Annotated in this window: 11 protein-coding genes; 5 read left to right on the top strand and 6 right to left on the bottom strand. The window is 58.9% G+C overall.

Annotated features, from left to right (window positions below):
• Positions 1 to 65: 65 nt before the first annotated feature.
• On the bottom strand, positions 66 to 8063 hold the full coding sequence (locus RBT76_05330; protein MDX9857190.1) for a T9SS type A sorting domain-containing protein: 7998 nt from the start codon (positions 8061 to 8063) through the stop codon (positions 66 to 68).
• Positions 8064 to 8561: 498 nt separating this feature from the next.
• Between RBT76_05330 and acs the strand changes: the two genes are divergently transcribed.
• Positions 8562 to 10529: an acetate--CoA ligase gene (gene acs / locus RBT76_05325; protein ID MDX9857189.1), complete on the top strand. Its 1968-nt coding sequence runs from the start codon at positions 8562 to 8564 to the stop codon at positions 10527 to 10529.
• Positions 10530 to 10532: 3 nt separating this feature from the next.
• On the opposite strand, the gene RBT76_05320 is transcribed toward acs, so the two are convergent.
• Entirely contained in the window at positions 10533 to 11498 is a 966-nt protein-coding gene (locus tag RBT76_05320; protein MDX9857188.1) for a CPBP family intramembrane glutamic endopeptidase, read from the bottom strand.
• Between the two features lie 199 nt (positions 11499 to 11697).
• Here RBT76_05320 and RBT76_05315 point away from each other — a divergent pair, with 199 nt between their 5' ends.
• The 3 genes from RBT76_05315 to RBT76_05305 all read left to right on the top strand — a co-directional run bounded on the left by RBT76_05315 (position 11698) and on the right by RBT76_05305 (position 13960).
• The gene (locus RBT76_05315; GenBank protein MDX9857187.1) at positions 11698 to 12396 is read left to right on the top strand and encodes a porin family protein; all 699 of its coding nucleotides are present in this window, start codon (positions 11698 to 11700) and stop codon (positions 12394 to 12396) included.
• A gap of 80 nt (positions 12397 to 12476) precedes the next feature.
• A complete protein-coding gene (locus tag RBT76_05310; protein MDX9857186.1) occupies positions 12477 to 13133 on the top strand; it encodes a TusE/DsrC/DsvC family sulfur relay protein in 657 nt (218 codons plus the stop codon).
• A gap of 89 nt (positions 13134 to 13222) precedes the next feature.
• On the top strand, positions 13223 to 13960 hold the full coding sequence (locus tag RBT76_05305) for a class I SAM-dependent methyltransferase (GenBank protein ID MDX9857185.1): 738 nt from the start codon (positions 13223 to 13225) through the stop codon (positions 13958 to 13960).
• Between the two features lie 58 nt (positions 13961 to 14018).
• Here RBT76_05305 and RBT76_05300 read toward each other — a convergent pair whose 3' ends face one another.
• The gene (locus RBT76_05300; protein MDX9857184.1) at positions 14019 to 14630 is read right to left on the bottom strand and encodes a DUF1579 family protein; all 612 of its coding nucleotides are present in this window, start codon (positions 14628 to 14630) and stop codon (positions 14019 to 14021) included.
• Between the two features lie 238 nt (positions 14631 to 14868).
• Here RBT76_05300 and RBT76_05295 point away from each other — a divergent pair, with 238 nt between their 5' ends.
• On the top strand, positions 14869 to 16026 hold the full coding sequence (locus RBT76_05295) for an acyl-CoA dehydrogenase family protein (GenBank protein MDX9857183.1): 1158 nt from the start codon (positions 14869 to 14871) through the stop codon (positions 16024 to 16026).
• Between the two features lie 87 nt (positions 16027 to 16113).
• Here RBT76_05295 and RBT76_05290 read toward each other — a convergent pair whose 3' ends face one another.
• The 3 genes from RBT76_05290 to uvrB all read right to left on the bottom strand — a co-directional run bounded on the left by RBT76_05290 (position 16114) and on the right by uvrB (position 20116).
• A complete protein-coding gene (locus tag RBT76_05290) occupies positions 16114 to 16929 on the bottom strand; it encodes a prohibitin family protein (GenBank protein MDX9857182.1) in 816 nt (271 codons plus the stop codon).
• Positions 16930 to 17115: 186 nt separating this feature from the next.
• Complete coding sequence (locus RBT76_05285; protein ID MDX9857181.1) at positions 17116 to 18039, bottom strand: hypothetical protein; 924 nt, start codon at positions 18037 to 18039, stop codon at positions 17116 to 17118.
• 28 nt (positions 18040 to 18067) lie between these two features.
• The gene (gene uvrB / locus RBT76_05280; GenBank protein ID MDX9857180.1) at positions 18068 to 20116 is read right to left on the bottom strand and encodes an excinuclease ABC subunit UvrB; all 2049 of its coding nucleotides are present in this window, start codon (positions 20114 to 20116) and stop codon (positions 18068 to 18070) included.
• Positions 20117 to 20270 lie beyond the last annotated feature (154 nt).

Here is a 20270-nt window from a genome sequence, read left to right as displayed (position 1 = left end):
CGTCAATAAGAAAGGCGCCCCGGATCGAGGCGCCTTTCCTGGAGGAGGAAAGAAAGGAGGGACTTTTACTTCAGAAGCATCATCTTCTTCGTTTCGGAGAACTCTCCCGCCTGCAGACGGTACAGGTACACGCCCGAGGCCACCTGTTCCCCGCGTTCCGTACAGCCATCCCAGACGACCTGGACCTGACCGGTGACTCCCGATCCTTCATAGGACCGGACCGCCGCCCCGGTGATGTTGTAGATTTCCAGTCTCCACGCCATCGCAGCCGGGAGATCGAAACTGATGGTCGTGGTCGGGTTGAACGGGTTGGGGTAGTTCTGATTGAGCATGAATCCATCGGGCAGCGCCGAGCCTTTCTGCGTGACGTACGGCTGTCCGTTATAGTCGGCGGCTTCGGCCGTCGTCAGCACGAGTTCACCGGCGCCCGAATATGGAATAGTCAGAATGGTATGGTGGCCCGATTCGATCCTATCGTGACCGACGTCGTAAATGAGCAATCGAACTTCATCGTCGGTGACGGTGTAGTCCAGCGTCATTCCCGCTGCTGCCGCCGCCAGCGCCGGAGCATCAACAGCCACGCCGTCGGGAATCTCATAGACGAGATGCAGCGCGCCGATCGTCGACACCGCGTCGGTACTGACGGTCGCGACGCCGCCGTTTTGCGTGGTGACGATTTCAAGCGCGTCATCGTACGGATTCGTCTTCGGGATCGGGAAGGCGTCACCGACAACCACACGGATCAGGTAGGTCAGGTCGGCCACGGTCAACGTGAGGCCGTCGGCATTCACGTCGGTCGCCGCCGTCTGTCCGGGGATGCTGATCTTGAAAGCCGACAGACCGTAGATGAAGTAGTTGGTGAAGGTCACCACGTCGCCGATTTCATAGGCGATAGCGTTCAGGTTCACATCGCCGCGATCGTCGATTTCTTCCGGATCGATGATACAGATGCCGCCGTTGAAGAACTCGATACACCGCAGGGGCTCCGCCTTATCGCTCAGGTCGAGGCAGGCGTCTTCGGCGCCCATTCCGAACGGCCGCGATGATTCCGGATACGCGACGTCGTCGGTTTCATCCCAGATCAGGATGTTTTCCGAGTTGTACATCCTGATGTCGATAAAGAGGATCTGCCCGGTGCGGCTGGATACGGCGTTGTCACCGCAATCATACCACACGAATCGGATCGGTATGAAGTTGTTGCCGAGATTCTGATCATTGGCCACCAGGAATTCCATGAAGAAGAGCACACCCTGGGGCGTGTAAGCGCCGGACGGCGGGTGGTTCGGCCCGTCGTTCTGATCGGCAATAGCGACAAACCGGACCAGACCCGACGGACAGGCGCCGCCGCACGCCGCATTGTTGAGCGAATAGCGGAAATACTCCCAGTCTTCCGTTTCGGTGCCGGCTATCGTGGCTCCGGAGAATGTCAGGACCGACGCATCGTAGCTCACGAGCAGGTCGTAACCGCCGATTTCGTCATTGGTCTCGACGTTCATGGCCACGCGCTTGCGCATGCCGACCGGGGTACACTGACCGCCGTCGATCGAGAACCGCACGCAGACGTCGCAGTCGGGCCGAAGCGTGATGTCCACCTGATAGGTCGCGGTGACCGTGTGGCAGCCGTCATCGGCGGTGAGACAGAACTCGTGGATGCCCAGTGAGTCGGGCACGAAGCACAGAATACCGGTCGAAGGATTGAAGTCGGCGGTACCGCAGGTAAGGCTCAACTGCACGTCCGACTCGGCGTCAGCGGCCGAGAAACCGGAGATACAGATGGCGTCCTCATCTTCAGGGCACCGTTCAAAGGTCATGAATTCAGGCAGCGTTATGACCGGCTCCTGGTCCGCCGTGACAACGACGGTCGTAAGACAGGTGTCTACGCCGCAGGGTCCGGTTCCGATGATCGTCAGGTTGTAGGTTCCGGCCGTGTCTACCGGCAGGCAGACCTGACCGGCGGAGAACTGGCCGATCGGTTTTACCGTAACCTGCACCCCGGTCCCCTGCACGCCTACCGGGAAGCACACCTGGGTCGGATCGGCAAGGCAGAGCAGGGTATCGATCGTTCCCGGACAGGTCAGGACCGGCGGCTGCTGCAGATCGACATTGACCGTAAACCTGCAGGTATCGGTATAGCACTGGGCTGCGGCAATCACGGTGATCGGATGCGCGCCGCCCTGATTGATATTCAGACAGACGGTCTGGTCTTCCGCGTCGTAGTAGCCGTCGTAGGAGGCCGGAAGAATGGTGACCTCGGCGTCGGCCGGCTCGATCATGACCGGAATGCACACGGTGGTGGCGCCGCAAATGGATACGTAAGGATCATCGGGACAACCGATCGCGGCATACTCGCCTTCGGTGATGGTGAACGTGTAGCTGCCGATATCGGCGGCGCCGCACTCATCGGTCGCGACAATAGTGATTTCGTAGCTGCCGAACGCGGAGGGCGTGAAGCAGAATCCGGAGTCGGTCAACTGGCCGAATGCCGGGCCGGTGACGGTCGCGATGTTGTTGTCGACATCCTCGACATCGTACGGCAGACAAACCGTGAACAGGCTGCACTCGACCATCGTGATGTCCTGCTGATCAACGACAACCGGCGCGCTGTTGAAGGTCGACTGCAGGGTGAACGAGCAGGTGATGGTATCGCAGTCGTTCGCGGCAGTAATGCTGATTGTCCTTGCGCCCGGCTCCAGTACGGGGACGCAGACGGTGTTGCCTTCGATAAACGCCCCGCCGTCAGCCCATACCGCCGTTGCGGACGAGGAAACCTCGAATTCATAGCAGAGTGTATCCGGACCGCACAGGAACTCGGCCGCGTTGTCGGGACAGGTCAGGGTGAGCGGCTCCACGATCTCAACGGGAACGGTCACGAGACACTGCTCGCTGTTGCACTGCGCGTCGGCCGAAATCGTAATGGTGTAGACTCCGCTCGTGTCGGCCGGGAAGCACAGCATGCCCTCCACCCAGCTTCCGAACGACGTCTCCACCGCGAAGTTCTCTCCAACGATCTCGAGAGGCACGCAGGCATCGCGGGCGCTGCAGAGGGAGACAGTCGGGTACGGCTGCTCGGGGCAGGCCAAATGCACGGAGTCGCCGGGGATAACCTCGATGCAGAGGGTATCAGTCGCCCTGAGGCCGCAGGCGTCGGTGACCGTCACGGAGACACAGACATTACCGTACTGGGCCGGCGTGAAGCAGATTTCTCCGCTCTCACCGTTGTAGAACCCGGACGGCGATACAGTCAGGCTGACGATGTTGAGATCCAGGTCGTCAACCACGACGGGCAGGCAGATCTGCTCGAGATCGCACAGTTTAAACTGGGTCGTCTGGCCGTCAAAAACCACGGTCGGAGGACGGTTGCCCGCTACGGAGATACTCATGGTGGCGGTGCGCGACACTTCACAATCATCGACAGCCGTCACCGCCAGCAGGTACATGCCGGCCGTGTCGGGGGTGAAGCAGATGGCGCCGTTGTAGCTGTCGTAGGTGAAGGCCGGGTTGTTCACCGACACGGAGACGATGTTGTCATCGATATCGCTGATGCCGACCGGGATACAGATCGGCTCCGGTTCGCACTGGACGATGGTGGTGTCCTGCGGCAACGTCACGAGCGGCGCGCTGTTGGTCTGCACGTACACGGTGAATTCGCACTGGTAGCTGCCGCAATCCGTCGTGGCAGTGACGCGGATGGTGTTCTCGATACAGCAGTCGGAATAGAACCATACCGAGCTGGTCGAGGCATCCCAGTGGACGTTGGTTCCCTGGAGGGTGATCTGAGCGCCGGCCGGGACTCCACCGATCGGGAAGCGAATCGTATCAGGTTCGCAGAGGAAGACACTCGTGTCGCCGGGGCAGCTCAGGTTGACGTTCTGCTCGGTCTGGACCTGCACGGTGGCCGTGTCCACGGCCTGTTCGCCGCACTCATCGGTTACCGTCACGATGATCTGGTAGGTACCCATTGAATACGGGAAGAAACAGACCTGGCCATTGGCGTACTTACCGCGATTAGTCGTGACCGAGGCGATATTCCCTTCCGCGTCGTCTACCGCGACGTCGAGACAAATCTGCGACGGGCTGCACACGAAGATGGTGGTATCGGACGGGTCGATACTGACGGTCGGAGCGGTATTGGTGCTGACCGTAACGACTACTTCGTCGGAAGCCGTAGCCCCACAGGCGTCGGTGGCCGTCACTAATACAGTGTACTGCCCGGGACCTTCGGTCATGAAGCACACCTGTCCGGTTTGAGCGTCGTACGTACCGAGGCTGGTTGTGACATCGGTCAGATTGCCGTCGGTAACAACCGCATCAATACAAATCTGGTTGTCACCGGCGCAGATCAGGGTCTCAAAGTCGTCGGGAAGCTGTACGACCGGAGGCTGGTTTACCTCGGCGGTAATGGTAACACTGGCGGTGACCCGATTACCGCAGGAGTCGACGACCGCAATGCTCGCGTTGTAGGTGCCGGTCTCTCCTATCACGACGCACAGGTTGCCGTCGCTGAGGTATCCGCCGGTCGGGGTTACGGACTCTATCGGGAAATCTCCGGCCGTAATCGAATAGGGCAGACAGATAGTATCCGGTCCGCACAATTCGGCCGTATACTCAGCGACCAGTTCGATAGCCGGCAGGATTCCCTCGCGGTTGGTCAGCGTGAAACTGCAGGAGGCGGTGTCACGGTCGTTGAGCACTTTCACGGAAATCAGATACGTGCCGAGCGTGTCGACCGGGATGCAGATGGCGCCGTCGACGTAAGTCCCGATCGGATCGATCACGATATCGGTATACATTCCGCTGATAGTAATCGGCAGACAGACATCCTGGGTCGTTTCGGAGAAGCACAGAGCGGTGTCGACGTCGTCCGGGCAAAAGACCATCGGCGGCATATACTGGCCCGCATTGACGACAATCTCGCAGCTCGCTTCGCCGCAGGGTGATGTCGCGGAGACTGCGAACACGGTTGTGCCATACTCTTCAATGCGCAACACGAGCTCGCCCGTCTGGGGGTCGTACGTTCCGCCGTTGGATACTGTCACGACGGCATCAGCGGGCGACAGTCCAAGGAGGGGCACGCGAATGGTTTCCGGGACGACTACATCGATATTGATCGGGGACTGCGGGCAGTCGAGCACAACCGTCTCGCCCAGCTCAATCGTAATATACGCGGTATCCTTGGCGACGAGGCCGCAGTCGTCAATGGCCGAGACGATCATCTCATACACGCCTGCTTCGTTGGCGTTGAACCGGATGATGCTGTCATTGACGATCCCCAGGGTGGTACGCACTTCGATCAGGCCGTCGTCGGGGTTGATCACGTGATACGGAAACTGGATCTCGGCGGGCAGTTCACACAGGACGATTGTCGTGTCATCGGCCAGCACGATCTGCGGAGCGACATTGAAGTCGACGGTCGCCGTGAACTCGCAGGTATCCGTATTGCACGTATTCGAGGCGATGACCGTAAATCCATACTCGCCGCTTTCCGTCACGTTCAAACGAATCATGCCGTCGACATACTCAGCCGTTTCGGGCAGGATAGTGATGTCATCGGCGACGCCGTTAATCGTGAGCGGGATTTCGATTGTCTGCGGCGACTCGCAGAAGAAGAAATTCCGGTTCTCAGGGCAGACGATCTCCACGGGGTCGGTGATATCGACCGTCACCACGAGCAGACACGTGTCGGTGTTGCAGTCGGCATTGGCAACGATGGTGATTTCATAGGTGCCGCTGGTATCCGCGAGGAAACTGAGGACGCCGTCGGCCCACTGGCCGTATGTGGCGGTGACATCTCCGGTGTAGCCGGTGATCTCGACCGGGACAGTGAGGGTGGCGGTATCGCAAAGATAGACAGGCTCTACGACGGGGCACGTAATCTCGGTGGACGGCGCCTGGTCGATAGTGACAGTAACGGTGACCGAGTCCGCGGATCCGCAGTCATCGGTAATGACGAGGCCAATGGGAAACGTACCGGGAATTGATTCCGGCGTAAAACAGATCTGGCCCATCCCCGGTCCGGTGAGCTGGAGTTCACCGAACGAGGTGGTGATTTCGAACGAGCCGTCGTCGGTGTACGAAAACGGCACGCAAACTTCGGCGGGTTCGCACTGGACGACAGTCACCTGCGTATTCTCGACGCTGATGGACGGCGCTCCGTTCAGGGCGACCGTAACGTCGATGGACCGGGAGCGCGCTTCGCCGCATGCATCGGTGACTTCCACCGTCAAGGAGTAAACGCCGGATTCCGGAGCGCTGAAGCAAATCGTTCCGCGATAGTCATCGTAATAGGCGCCTTCGACGCCCGAGACGACGACCGACTCGATGTTGTTATCGATATCGCCGATACCGACCGGCAGGCAAACGTCAAGCGGGTCGCAGGCGACGATCGACGTATCCTGCGGCAGCGTCACGAGCGGCGCGGAGTTTGTCTGGACATACACGACGAAACTGCACGAGTAGGAGCCGCACTCGGTGGTCGCCGTGACCGTCAACTCGTTTTCAAGGCAGCAGTCGGAGTAGAACCAGATTTCGTTGGTTTCGGGGTCCCAGTTGGCGTTGGTGCCGCCGACCGTCACTGTAGCGTTGTCAGGGATGCCGCCGACAGGGAACCGAAGCGTGTCCGGGCTGCACAAAAAGACGGTCGTGTCGCCGGGGCATACGAGGTTTATGTCCTGATCGGTGGTCACGGTGACGAGCGCGGTGTCGGTTGTGACGTGGCCGCAGGAATCGGTAACGGTCAGGACGACCGTATACAGGCCCTTGCTGTACGGGTAGAAACAGACTTTTCCGTCGGAATACTGTCCGACACTCGGGACGACCGACACGATGTCGCCGTCGGGATCGAATATCGTCGGCTCAAGACAGACTTGCTGCGGAGAACACAGGTGAATCGCGATATCGTCGAAATCGCTTATAGTCGGCGGGGCATTGAGCTCGACCGTGACGTATACCGTGTCGGCCACCTCGCGTTCGCATTGATCGCGGCCGAACACGAAAATCGTATACACGCCCGACGTGTCCGGCGCGAAACAGATCGTACCGGCTTCGGGATCATATTCACCGTAGCCGATCGACAGCGTTGAGAAGTCGCCGTCAATGACGATTCCATCGAGGCAGATCTCACCCGACTCGCACAACGTGATGGAGCGGTCGGGCCCGAGGTCGATCACCGGTGAAGGGGCAACGGTAACGGTTACGAGGATAGTGTCTTCATCCTGAGCGCCGCAGGAATCCACGGCGGTCAGCGTGATGGTGTACAGGCCGGTGGTGTCGGCGGTAAAGCAGACACGGTTCGACTGATCGTCGTAGTACCCGACGTTGGTAAACACGGACTCGAGATCGAAGTCAGGGTCATCGGCGTAGGCGTTGGGGATACATATCTCCTCGCCCGTACAGAGTGCAACTTCGAAGTCGGCGGGCAGGCTGACTACGGGCGGGCGGTTGCCCTGGATGGTCACGGGCACGACGCATGTGTCGGCGTGAGCGCACTCATCAACCACCTCAACCACGACATCAAACTGCGCGTCCTCGCCGCCGATCACGCAGACCGTCTTGCCATCGATCGTCGCGTTACCGGACAGGACGTTAAACGTCAGCAGGCCGAATTCCGGGTCCATCGCGTCAACCGTAAAGCAGAACGTATCGACGGTACAGGTATAAAACGTCTGCGGTTGCGGACAGACAATAGTCGGCGGTTCGTTGAACGACACCGTATACGAAACGGTGTCTTCCACCCAGCGATCATAACGGTCGCGAAGTCTGAAACGCCACATGTAGACGCCGGCGGTATCCGGCTCGAAGCAGATCTGGCGCGTAAAGGCGTTTGTGTTGTACTTTTCATACAGCCGCGTGCCGTCGGGCTGAATGATCGTCAGGCGCAGTGTATCCTCGACATCCTCGTCGTAGCCGGCGATTTCAAAACAGATGGAATCGGGCAGGCAAAAAACAACCGAGCTGTCGTTCGGAACGGTCAGGTTCGGAACCCACTCGGGATCGGCGCTGGCAATGCCGGCAGAGGCAAAAAATACAATGGTGAGGATGGCAAGATATGACCCTAACCTCTTCATCTTTCCTCCAGATGAGATCAATGTCTAACTCGCACTAATGGCCTTCGGGACAGACTGATAGCGGGTGCGGCCCCCACTTCCGCAATAACTGCGGCATGGTGTCTGATCTGTTAACCGAAGACTTTGAAAAAATGCAGTAATTCGTTGTGGTAAACGAGCTCTCCTAAGTCGCTGGTAATATATCATAAAGACCATCTTAGTCAAGGCGAAAGAGCCTTGAGTTCGCCCCCTTCACTGCAAGAACCGGGCCAACCCGTACCTGTCCCTTATCTGTCTGCCGTCAAACAAGTTCAGAACGATTCCGCGTCCGGGACGGACGGATTATGAAGTTGCCGTTCTAAAATGTGCTAACCGTTGCCTAACCGGGTGGTGACGGCGGGCTGCCGGGGCCCGATCTCGGATGATTCGCCAGCCCGTATCGCGTCTCCCCGAGGGACTTGACAATATGGACAAGATATATACATATTGTTCGCTAAACCCGAGTTACAGGAGATCGCTATGCCCCGTGCGTCCCGCGCCAAGTCCGCCCCCAAACCGGCGACGATCGACACGCTGCTGAAAGAGAATCGCCGTTACAAACCGTCTCCCTCATTCGTCAAACAGGCCCTCGTCAACAAGACCGACCTGTACCGTACAGCGGCCAAAAACCCGACGGCATTCTGGGCCACGATGGCCCGCGAGCTGGTATGGAAGAAAAAGTGGAGCACGGTGCTGGAGTGGAAGGCGCCGGACGCCAAGTGGTTTGTCGGGGGAAAGCTGAACGTCACCGAGTCCTGTCTGGACCGTCAACTGACCAACGGCAACAAAAACAAGGCGGCGTTGATCTGGGAAGGCGAGCCGGGCGACCGCAAGACGTTCACCTACTGGGACCTGTATCGCCAGGTCAACAAGCTGGCCAACGCACTGAAGTCGCTCGGGATATCCAAAGGTGACCGGGTCGCGATCTATTTGCCGATGATTCCGGAGCTGGTGATCTCGATGCTGGCGTGCGCGCGGATCGGCGCGATTCATTCGGTGGTGTTCGGCGGTTTCTCGCCGGAGTCGCTGCGGGAGCGGATCAACGACTCGCAGTGCAAGCTGCTGATCACGGCCGACGGCGGTTACCGGCGCGGGCAGATTATTCCGTTGAAACACGACGCCGATGTCGCGCTGGCCGACTGCCCGTCGATCGAGCACGTCATTATCATCAAACGCGGAGATTTCCTGCTTCGCGTGAAGGAAGGCCGCGACCACTGGTTTCACCGTCTCATGCAGGACGCCGATCAGTACTGCCCGCCGGTGTATGTCGACAGCGAGCACCCGTTGTTCATCCTGTACACGTCGGGGACGACCGGCAAGCCGAAAGGGATCGTGCACACCTGCGGCGGGTACCTGACCGGCGTGTATGCCACCAGTAAACTGGTATTTGATCTGAAGCCGGACGATGTTTTCTGGTGCACGGCCGACTGCGGCTGGGTAACCGGGCACTCGTATATCGTCTACGGTCCGATGGCGAACGGCGTGACGCAGGTCATGTATGAGGGCGCGCCGGACTGGCCGGACCAGGACCGCTTCTGGCAGCTTGTCGAAAAAATGAACGTCTCGGTGTTTTATACCGCGCCGACCGCTATCCGCGCGTTCATGCGCTGGGGTCGGGAGTGGCCCGACAAGCACGATTTGTCATCGCTGCGGCTGTTGGGCACGGTCGGCGAACCGATCAATCCCGAGGCGTGGGTTTGGTATCACGACGTAATCGGGCGCAAGAACTGTCCGATCGTCGATACCTGGTGGCAGACCGAGACCGGGCATATCATGATCTCGCCGCTGCCGGGCGTTACGTCCACGAAGCCCGGCTCGGCCACGCAGCCGTTTCCGGGGATCGAGGCGAAGATACTCGATGACGACGGAAACGAGATCGGCAACGGCGGCGGCTACCTTGCCATCACCAAACCGTGGCCGGGCATGCTTCGCGGCATCTGGGGCGACCGCCAGCGGTTCGTGGACACGTACTGGTCGAAATGGCCCGGCGTGTATTTCCCCGGCGACGGCGCGCGGGTCGATAAGGATGGCTACTACTGGATTCTTGGCCGGGTTGACGACGTGATCAATACGGCCGGGCACCGTATCTCGACGATGGAGGTCGAGTCGGCGCTGGTTGGACACCCGTCGGTGGCGGAAGCCGCGGTCGTGGGCGTGCCGCACGAGATCAAAGGCGAGGCGCTGGCGGCGTTCGTAACGCTCAAGGACGGGGTTGAACGCAACGACCGTCTGTGTCACCAGCTCGTCGATTTCGTCACGCGCAAGATCGGCGCGATCGCCAAACCCGACCAGATGGTATGTACGCCGGACCTGCCGAAAACGCGTTCGGGAAAGATCATGCGTCGGCTGCTCCGTGATATCGCGACCGGTCGAGTGATGGGTGACACCACGACGCTGGCCGATCCGGCGGTTATCGACCGATTGAAGCGGCAGTACGAAGAAGACTGACGATCAACGAGGCATCGGCGGAGGGGTGTCAGTGTCTTGTCGCGACGGTGCAATCGCGCCGACACCGGCCTCCGCCCGGTATCGAACGTGAATCATGATGGTCGCCAGCACGGTGACGATTGTCGTGATCGGCGACGCTTCGAAACCAAACAAGCCGCCGGTCCACAGTTCGGGCCCGGTGAACTCGATCTGCACGATACCCGGCAGGGTGATACCGCTCACCGGCGAGCCCCAGACCGCCCCCTGGAAGTAGTTCCAGCCGACGTGCAGGCCGATCGGGAACCACAGGTTGCCGCGGTGAATATAGTAGACTCCCAGCAGCAACCCGGCGATTACGATATTGGCCAGCCCGATGAATGATATGTTCGGATTCAAACCGTGAGAGAGCGCGAAAAGCGCCGCTATCAGCATCAGCGCGACGTACTTGTTGGCGGATTGCATGACGTTGTGCAGCATGTAGCCGCGCATGATGATTTCCTCGCGTGACGCGGCCATCGCGATGACCAGCGCCATGATCGCAAGCGAACCCACCGGCCACGACACCCCGACCACACGCACCCATCCAAGAATCCATTGAATCAGAAAGATTGTCGTCACCAAACCGACGCCCCAGAGCAGACCGGCAATCAGATCGATTCTCGCCCAGCGCGGCAGAGAGAACCCGAGTGACACGAAGCTCCGGCGGTCGAGAAACCGCCGAAACAGCCATGTGAGAACCAGCGCCGCCACTATCTGCATGAGTTCGAGCCCGATCATCACGGGCTTGTCCAGGAGGGCCACGAATTCCTCGTTGGAGGTTGCTCCGGTGGCGATAACCGCAACGATGGACATCGCGATGGTGGCAACCAGGTAGACCACGAAATAGATCAACGCGCGAAGCCATCCGTACGGGATGGCGGGGCGGACAGTTGAATCCTGCGGCATGTCCGCCTGCGCGGTCGACCCGCTGTGAGGCACTTGTTCACTCATATGCGCTTGTCCCATAGCTCGCTAAAATGGAGTCAGGACGCCGCGATAACCGGAACGAAGATAATCGCTGCGTGTACCGCGTAAAACAAAAATATCACGCGCGTAACAAGGATAAGTCGAGACGAGAGTCGATTCGTCTATAACTTGTTGACAACGGAACCAGACGGGGTATTCTTACACTGTCGCCGGGAGGTGCACAATGGAAAACGCCAACGATTCCAATCCGCGCGGCCGGAGCGGCAGCCGCTCGAGTCGTACTCGTCGAATGACCAGGGCACTGGTTTTCGTCGCACTGGCCTGTGGCGCTGCGGCCGTGCCGGCCGGCGCCGGGCCCGTCATTTTCGGCGCCAAGGCGGGGTTGTCAATCTCAAACCAGGATTACGAGTACGACAACGGCACACTTGCATTCGAGCGTGATCCGCGAACCGGTCTGGCCGTGATGGTCCTGGCGGAATTCAATCTCACACCGGTGCTCTCGCTTCAGCCCGAACTGGGGTTCGTCCAGCGGGGCAGCTCTGTCGAGCTGATACGGACGTCGGAGACATCGCCAGAGCCGATCGGATCACTGAAGCTCGACGACCGCGTCGACTATATCGTGTTTCCCGTGCATGTTAAAGCAATTCTGCCGGCGGCGAAGTATCGGCCGTATGTGCTCGCGGGTCCACGGATCGACTGGAAGATCAACGACGATTCCGAGTCCTCGTCGATACTTGCCCGGATGTACGAGACGTTTGTGTACGGCGGATCGGCGGGCATCGGACTCGAGTACGGCTACGGACCGGTCGGCGCGATAGTCGCCGAGTTTGTTTACCAGTTTGATTTCAGTGACGCCGCCTCGGGCGGCGCGGTTGAGGTGACAAACGAGTCGTTTCTGATTATGCTGGGATATACGTTCTAGAGCGGCGACGCGACGGAGGCCGGCTTTGGCCGGTCGCGACGCCGCCATGGTTGCGACAACACAACTGGGTAGGTGTACCGATGGCCATATTCGAACATTCCGGAAAGCAATATAAGGTGGACTCTCACGGATTTCTGCTGAATCCGGAAGATTGGGATGAGGGCTTTGCCGAGGGGATGGCGGAGTCCGTCAAGATCACCGGCGGCCTGACCGAGGCGCACTGGCGCGTGATACGGTTCATCAGGCAGGAATTCGACCGCATGAATATCTGCCCGCTGGTGTATGTGGCCTGCAAAAACAACGACCTCGGGCTGGGCGATCTCGAAAAGCTCTTCCCCACCGGCTACCTGCGGGGCGCCTGCAAACTGGCCGGTATCACCTACCGCGAAGGTATGTTCCAGCATTACTGGATCGAGGAAAACCTGAAACATCACGAGTACGTCTACGAGAAAAAGACGTACAACGTGGACTACCAGGGGTTTCTCACGGACCCGAGCCAGTGGGACGAGCGCTTCGCCCTGCTGAAGGCGTACGAATTGAAGATGCCGGAGTACCTGACACAATATCACTGGCAGATCATCTACTATCTTCGGGACAGGTTCACCGCAACCGGCACGGTACCGACGATCTATGAAACCTGCGCGGACAACGGACTCAACCTGGAGAGATTTCAGCGGTTGTTTCCCGACGGGTACCACCGGGGAGCGGTGAAGATCGCCGGGCTTCACGTCCGATAAATACTAGTATCTGAATCATTAGTTACCGGGCAACGGGAAAAGATCATCTGCGGCGCTGATTTACCATTTCAATGCGTGGGAGAAGATCGATGTTATCCGACAAGGTCAAATCCTGGAGCGCCGGGTACAGCCAGCGCGCGACGTACAGCACGATGGATCGGCGGCGGTACTACGAGATCGCGGCGAGGTATGTGCCGGCGTCGGCGGAGGCGATCATCGTGGATATCGGTTCCGGCGACGGCGGCTTTGTCGATCATCTGAAGCTGACGGCACGAAACGACCGGACATATCTGCTGGACGCTAACCCGGAAACGGTTCGCGCGCTGTCATCGCGTTTTGAGCGTGTACTCCTGTACCGGGCGCCCGATCGGCTCCCGTTTGACGACCGATCGGTAAGCCTGGTACACAGCAGCCATATGGTCGAGCACCTCGGTCCCGACCAGCTGCTCGCCCTGCTCCGGGAAATCGATCGGGTATTGCTGCCGGGAGGCGTGATGGTAATATCGACACCGATGTTGTGGGCGGGCTTTTACAGCGACCTGAGCCATGTCCGGCCGTACAATCCGGGAGTCTTCATCCATTATCTTTGCGATCCGGGGCGCAACCGTTCGTCGGAGTCAATCTCCACCGGGTACACGGTCGCCGACCTGGTCTTCCGCTATCTGTCCAGGCGGGATATGAACGACGGCTGGGGCTCGCGGTACCGGTGGCTCGATCTTCTGATTCAGGTACCCAAGCGCGTGCTCGACGCGCTCGGCGTCTATCCCTACGAGAAGACCGGCTACACGATAGTGCTGCGCAAAGGGAACGCGGCGGGATCCGTATAAGAAGACCGGCCGCCCCGGACTCGCCGGGGCGGCACACGCGGCGCGCCGCGGGCGACGGCTACTTCTTTCGCGTATAGAGAATCTCTGCCATTTTGAATTCGTCTCTGCCCTGCGTAATCTCCGGGTTGTAGAAGATCACCTCCCACGTGAAGGTATCGTCGTCAATCTCGGTCATGCGGAAATCGTACTGCTGGACGCTCTTGAAGACCGGGTCGTTGTCTTCGCCGTACATCGTGATCGTCTTCGTCTCGTCGTCGTACGGCCCCTGAGCGGACACCCAGTAGGTTCCCCAGGTATCAAATCCGACGACGGTGTACTCCTCGTGACGGCGGTCGAACCCCATGATAGACCTGCCCTCCGCCGCCGTCTCGCCTTCCCCGCTGGTCCAGACGGACTCGAGGAATCGGCCGCCGAGGATCATCTTCGATTCGGAAACGCCGGCGCTGACAATGGGCTCGGCTCCCGGGGACGCCCAGTATCTGGTTTCCATGTTCCAGGTCCCGACATAGCGGGCGAGCTTCTCGTGTTCCGGTCCCGGCTGCGCGAGCATCATCGCCCGCTCGTACATCGCCTGCATCTCCTGTTCGCTCGTCGATTCCTGTGCGCTTCCCGGCGCCACCATGATCACGAGAACGGCAAAAAGCCAGAGTGTGATTCTCGACCTGTGCATAAACGTCTCCTTCCGCGGCTTGTTTTCACGTTCCGACGACACGAATGAATGAGCGGTAGTGATTGGCAGAGTCTCCGGTCGCAGGGAATATGCACAAATGGACGAAGGTTGTCCAACCGATTTCGGCCGGGACCGCGCCTTGCCTCCACGATTCACCGGCGCGCAAAAGACTGGTGCGTGCGGGTTCGGTTGCGTATATAGCGTATGAGCATAATCGTCACCAATCAGGGAGAGCCGTATGGACTTCAATTTATCCGAAGAAGAACAATACGTACGTGATGTCGCACGCAAATTCTCCGACGAGCGGTTGTTTCCGAGAGCCGGGGAGTTCGACAAAAACGCCGAGCTTGACCGCGACGTGATCCGCGAGATGGCCGAGCTGGGGCTGATGGGCGTGAAGGTGCCCGAAGCGTACGGCGGCACGGGCTTGAGCAACCTCGCGTATACGATTTCCATTGAAGAACTGGCGCGCGGCTGCGCCTCGCACGCGCTGGTGGCCGCTGTCCATGGTTCGCTGTTCGCCATGCCGCTGCTCGAATTCGGTACCGAGGATCAGAAGAAGAAGTACCTGCCGCCCGTGTGCGCGGGAGAAAAAATGGCCGCGTATTCGTTATCCGAAGCGGGTTCGGGTTCCGACGCGGCGTCGTTGTCGCTTCTGGCCACCGAGGACGGCGACGATTATGTACTCAACGGAACCAAGTTGTGGGTGACGCAGGGCTCGATCGCCGATTACATCATCGTTTTCGCCACGATCGGCAAAGAGCACCGAACCAAAGGGATTGTGGCGTTTGTGATCGAGACGGACCGGCCGGGTTTTTCGGTCGGGAAAAACGAGGTCAAAATGGGCTTCAAGGCTTCCCCGACCTCGGAACTGGTTTTTGACGAGTACCGGGTGCCCAAGGCTAACCGAATCGGCGAGGTCGGCCGGGGGTTCAATATCGCCATGGAGACGCTGAACCACGGCCGGATTTCGGTCGGTGCGCAGTCAGTGGGGATGGCGCAGCGGGCGCTGGAAATTGCCACCGTTTACGCACAGCAGCGGGTGCAGTTTGGTCAGGAATTGGCAAAATTCCAGGCGATCCAGTTCAAGCTGGCCGATATGCAGGCTAAACTCCATGCTGCACGGCTAGTTACGTATGAGGCGGCGTGGAGAAAAGACCAAGGGCTTTCGGTCATCAAGGACGCCGCGATCGCCAAAATGTACGCCTCTGAGGTCGGAACGGAAATCGCACATCAGGCCATGCAAATCCTCGGCGGGTACGGCTATACCCACGAGTACAACGTAGAACGGATTTACCGCGACGTCCGACTCTGCGAGATATTTGAGGGTACGAACGAGGTACAGCGAATCGTGATTGCCCGGGAACTATTGAAGGAGTTGGCGGTAGAAAAGTAGCCGAAAGGCACAGTTAGCTACTCGACGCATTGGGGAACGGGCGACCAGACGGCAGGTCGCCCGTTTCTCTTTTGAGACCGGTTTGCGCTACTTGTCTTCCCCGCTCAGAATAATCGGCAGCGAGCCGGCATCGTTGCCCACAACGATTATCTTGGTGTTGGGCGACTCGGCGATCTTCATGGTTGCCTCGATCCCTTTCCATTTCAGCAGCGACGGCGTGATGCCGGCAGAGACGATCTGCTGGAAGTCGGAGATTCCCTTGGCTTCGATTCGTTTCCGTTCAGCCTCAAGCCGTTCCTTCTCGATCGTGAACTGCATGCGCTGGGCTTCCTGATCGGCAGTCAGCTTGAAATTGATCGCCTCGCTGATTTTGGCTGGAATCTGGACATCGCGAATCAAGGCATTTTCAATCTCGATAAAATTATTCTGCATCTGGGTGATGAGCGCGTCGCGAATCTCGTTGGCCATTTCCTCGCGTTTCGTGGAGTAGATTTCTTCGGGCTTGTAACGTCCGGCAATACCCCGGGCGATCGCCCGCAGCGTCGGCGCAACTTTGACATCGTAGTAGCCCGGTCCGATCGTCACCTGAAGTGAGTCGATCTTCTCCATGATCGGACGATACAAGATGGAGACTTCCATCTGGATCGATGCGCCATCGGATGACAGCACCGTGAGGTTTTCCATTTGTTCCTGAATCTGAATCTTGTACACGATCATAGAGTTCCACGGCATGTGCCAGTTGAACCCTTCCGGATAGATCTTGCCAAGTTCCGTACCGTCGCCGAACTTGCTGAAAAACACGGCCCGGTGTCCTGACGGCACCTGGGTGCCGCACCCAACCATCAGCAGGGCTGCCAATGCGACCATCAGCACGGGCAGTGCGCGAATCCGTTCCTTTTTCATTGTCTCTTCCTCCTCATGATATAACAGTGTCCTGAGAAATGTCTCATCGTGCGTTTCTTTGTAGATACACCCGCACGGAGTCGGTATTCAAGTAAAATCGGGCGAAGGGCGTGATGGTTCTGAGACAGGTGAGAGAAAAGCGTCGCAACGGGCGGAAAATTGCAGTCGCGGCTGACCGCGCCGGCACTACTGCGGCACTCGATACGGTATCACCCAACTCCGCTGGAACTGGTGTATCGTGTCGTTGATCGCCTGCAGGAACATGATATTCCACAGGCGCGGGTTGGGACTCGGTGAGAAAACGGTGTCAAGATAGGTGGCGCGATCGATCTGATTCATCATCTGCATGGAGATGCGATCGGGTCCGGATCCCGACAGCAGGCTGTAGTAGCGGGTCGGAGACTGCGTGTTGCGGATGTCCGTGTCGACAATAAACCGCACGCCGCCGACGGTGACGGGAATCTGGCGAGTTTCGATAAACCGCACGGTCGTGCGAATCTTTCGCGGCGAGATGGTGTAGGCGTCTTCATCGCCGCGGAACTGGTCGAGTTCGACCCCGGCGTCGTTCTCAACGGTCACACCGACTCGAAGAGGCGTCTGGCTCGAGGACACCGTACCGGTGCCGTTAAACGCCCAGAGGTCCCAGCCGAGATACGGGTAACTGTCGTTGAGCAGCTTCAGGAACAGACCCATTCGCACCAACGTACGGGTCGTGGTGTCGGCGGCGGCGCCGGGGATATTGAGTTTGCGGGTAACGACGGTGAAGCGGTCCTGCACGGTGGCGACACCTTCGCGAAGCAGCCCGAGCGCTCCCCAGTTGGCGAGGTCACTACCGGATGCGCCGGACGATATCGTATCGATGTCGATGGTCCGTTCGAGGGCGATAACGGTGTCGGAATAGATTGTGGTGTCACCGGGCCGAAGGTACGGGTCGGGCACGATGAGACTGTCCGTGCGAAACAGCTCCCGGCCAATCTCGGTGGTGGCGATGAATCGACGGATTTCATCGGCATCGAGCACACCCTCGACATCGCGCTCGTCGCATCCGGCAGACAGCAGGACAACGAGCGCGATCAGCGCGCCGGAAATGAGTCCGAGGGTACGGTTCATGTGCGTGTGCCTCCGTCAGTACTGACGGTTACTTCCGCCTTTTCGTCTTAGACTTTTTCATGTCGGCCTTGAGCTGGGTGATTTCGTCGCGGATGGCAATGGCGGTTTCGAAATCGAGGTTTTCGGCCGCCTTTTTCATGGCCTTCAGCATAAACGCCAGCTGGTCCTCACGGGACATCATATCAAAATGGTCGGGCTTCTCAAAGGTCTTTTCCTCGATTGTTTTGCTGTCCGCGAACAGGGTCGACCTGAGAATTTCGTCGCGGGTCTTGAAGATCGTCTCGGGATCGATACCGTGTTCTTCGTTGTATGCGGCCTGCTTCAGGCGCCGGCGGTTGGTCTCCTCGATCGCCTTGCGCATCGAATCCGTGACCTTGTCGGCATAAAAAATGACCTCGCCCCCCTTGTTTCGAGCGGCGCGACCGGCTGTCTGTATGAGCGACCGCTCCGACCGAAGGAACCCCTCCTTGTCGGCGTCGAGAATCGCCACCAGCGACACCTCGGGAAGGTCCAGCCCCTCGCGCAGAAGATTGATGCCCACGAGCACGTCGAACTCGCGCAGCCGGAGGTCGCGGATAATCTCGGTGCGGTCGATCGAATCGATTTCGGAATGCAGGTAGCGCACCCGGATACCGATTTTGGACAGGTAGTCGGTCAGGTCTTCGGACATGCGCTTGGTGAGGGTGGTCACCAGGACCCGCTCCCCGCGCGCCACGCGCTGCTTGCACTGCTCGATGAGGTCGTCCACCTGCGTGCCGAGCGGTTTCACGGTTATCAGCGGATCGAGCAGCCCGGTGGGACGGATCACCTGCTCGACAATCACACCCTCGGATTTCTCCAGTTCGTAGTCGGCCGGGGTGGCGGAAACGAAAATGATCTGCGGCACGAGTCGCTCAAACTCGTCAAAATACAGCGGCCGGTTGTCCAGCGCCGACGGCAGACGGAAACCGTGTGAGACGAGCACTTCCTTGCGGCTGATGTCGCCGGCAAACATCCCCCGGATTTGCGGCACGCTCTGATGAGATTCATCGATGATCGTCAGGAAGTCGTCCGGGAAGAAGTCGATCAGCGTGTACGGACGCTCTCCTTTTTTGCGGCCGGTCAGAAAGCGCGAGTAGTTCTCGACGCCCGCGCAGTACCCGATCTCCTGCAGCATCTCGATATCGTATTTCGTGCGCATCTCCAATCGTTGCGCCTCGAGCAGTTTGCTTTCGCCTCGGAACAGGGCCAGTTGTTCGGCAAGCTCCTGCTTGATCTCTTCGATGGCGGATTCGAGCGTTGGTTTCGAGGTAACGAAGTGTTTGGCGGGATAGATCGCGACCCGGTCCCGCTCGGCGATAATCTCGCCCGTCAGCGGATCGATCTCGGTAATCCGCTCGATCTGGTCGCCGAAAAACTCCATGCGGATCGCGGTCTCGCGATAGGCCGGAATCAGTTCGATCGTGTCGCCGCGCACGCGGAAGTTGCCCCGGCTGAAATCGATATCGTTCCGGTTGTAGTGTATGCCGATCAGGGTGCGGATCACTTCGTCCCGGTCCCGTTCGGCGCCGACTTCGAGAAACAGCAACTGCTTTTTGTACTCCTGAGGCGAACCCAGTCCGTAAATGCAGGAGACCGACGCCACGATGATAACGTCGTCGCGTTCGAGCAGCGATGCCGTGGCGCGAAGGCGCAGACGGTCGATATCCTCGTTCATCGCCGTATCTTTTTCGATATACGTGTCGGTCGTGGGCAGATACGCTTCCGGCTGGTAGTAGTCGTAATAACTGATGAAAAACTCGACGGCATTATTGGGGAAGAAGGCCTTCAGTTCGCCGTACAGCTGCGCCGCCAGAGTTTTGTTGTGGGATATGACCAGCGTCGGTTTGCCGACGTTCGCGATCACGTTGGCGATGGTGAACGTTTTTCCGGATCCGGTGACGCCGAGCAGAGTCTGGTACGGCCGCCTGTCGAGAACTCCTCGCGTCAGCTCTTCGATCGCACGGGGCTGGTCACCCCGCGGTTCGTAGCTGGTCTTAAGTTGAAAGGCCGAGCCTGCCGGCCCGGTTGGGTGTGAGAGAGGTTTCATCGACTTCATGATAGTAGCTACTACCGTGTTAGTATACAAAACGTTCCCGTGGTCGCCAAATCACATTCCCGCTCCGTGTTAAACGGAAACGGACTAACCGGCGCCAGGGTATAACAACAGTCAGGCGGCGAAAGAAAGGCCTTGACTTGCGGGTGGGATGTGC

The sequence above is a fragment of the Candidatus Zixiibacteriota bacterium genome (genome assembly GCA_034003725.1).
In the GTDB taxonomy this organism is placed as follows: Bacteria; Zixibacteria; MSB-5A5; order GN15; family FEB-12; genus WJMS01.
This window is presented reverse-complemented; position numbering and strand designations above follow the sequence as displayed.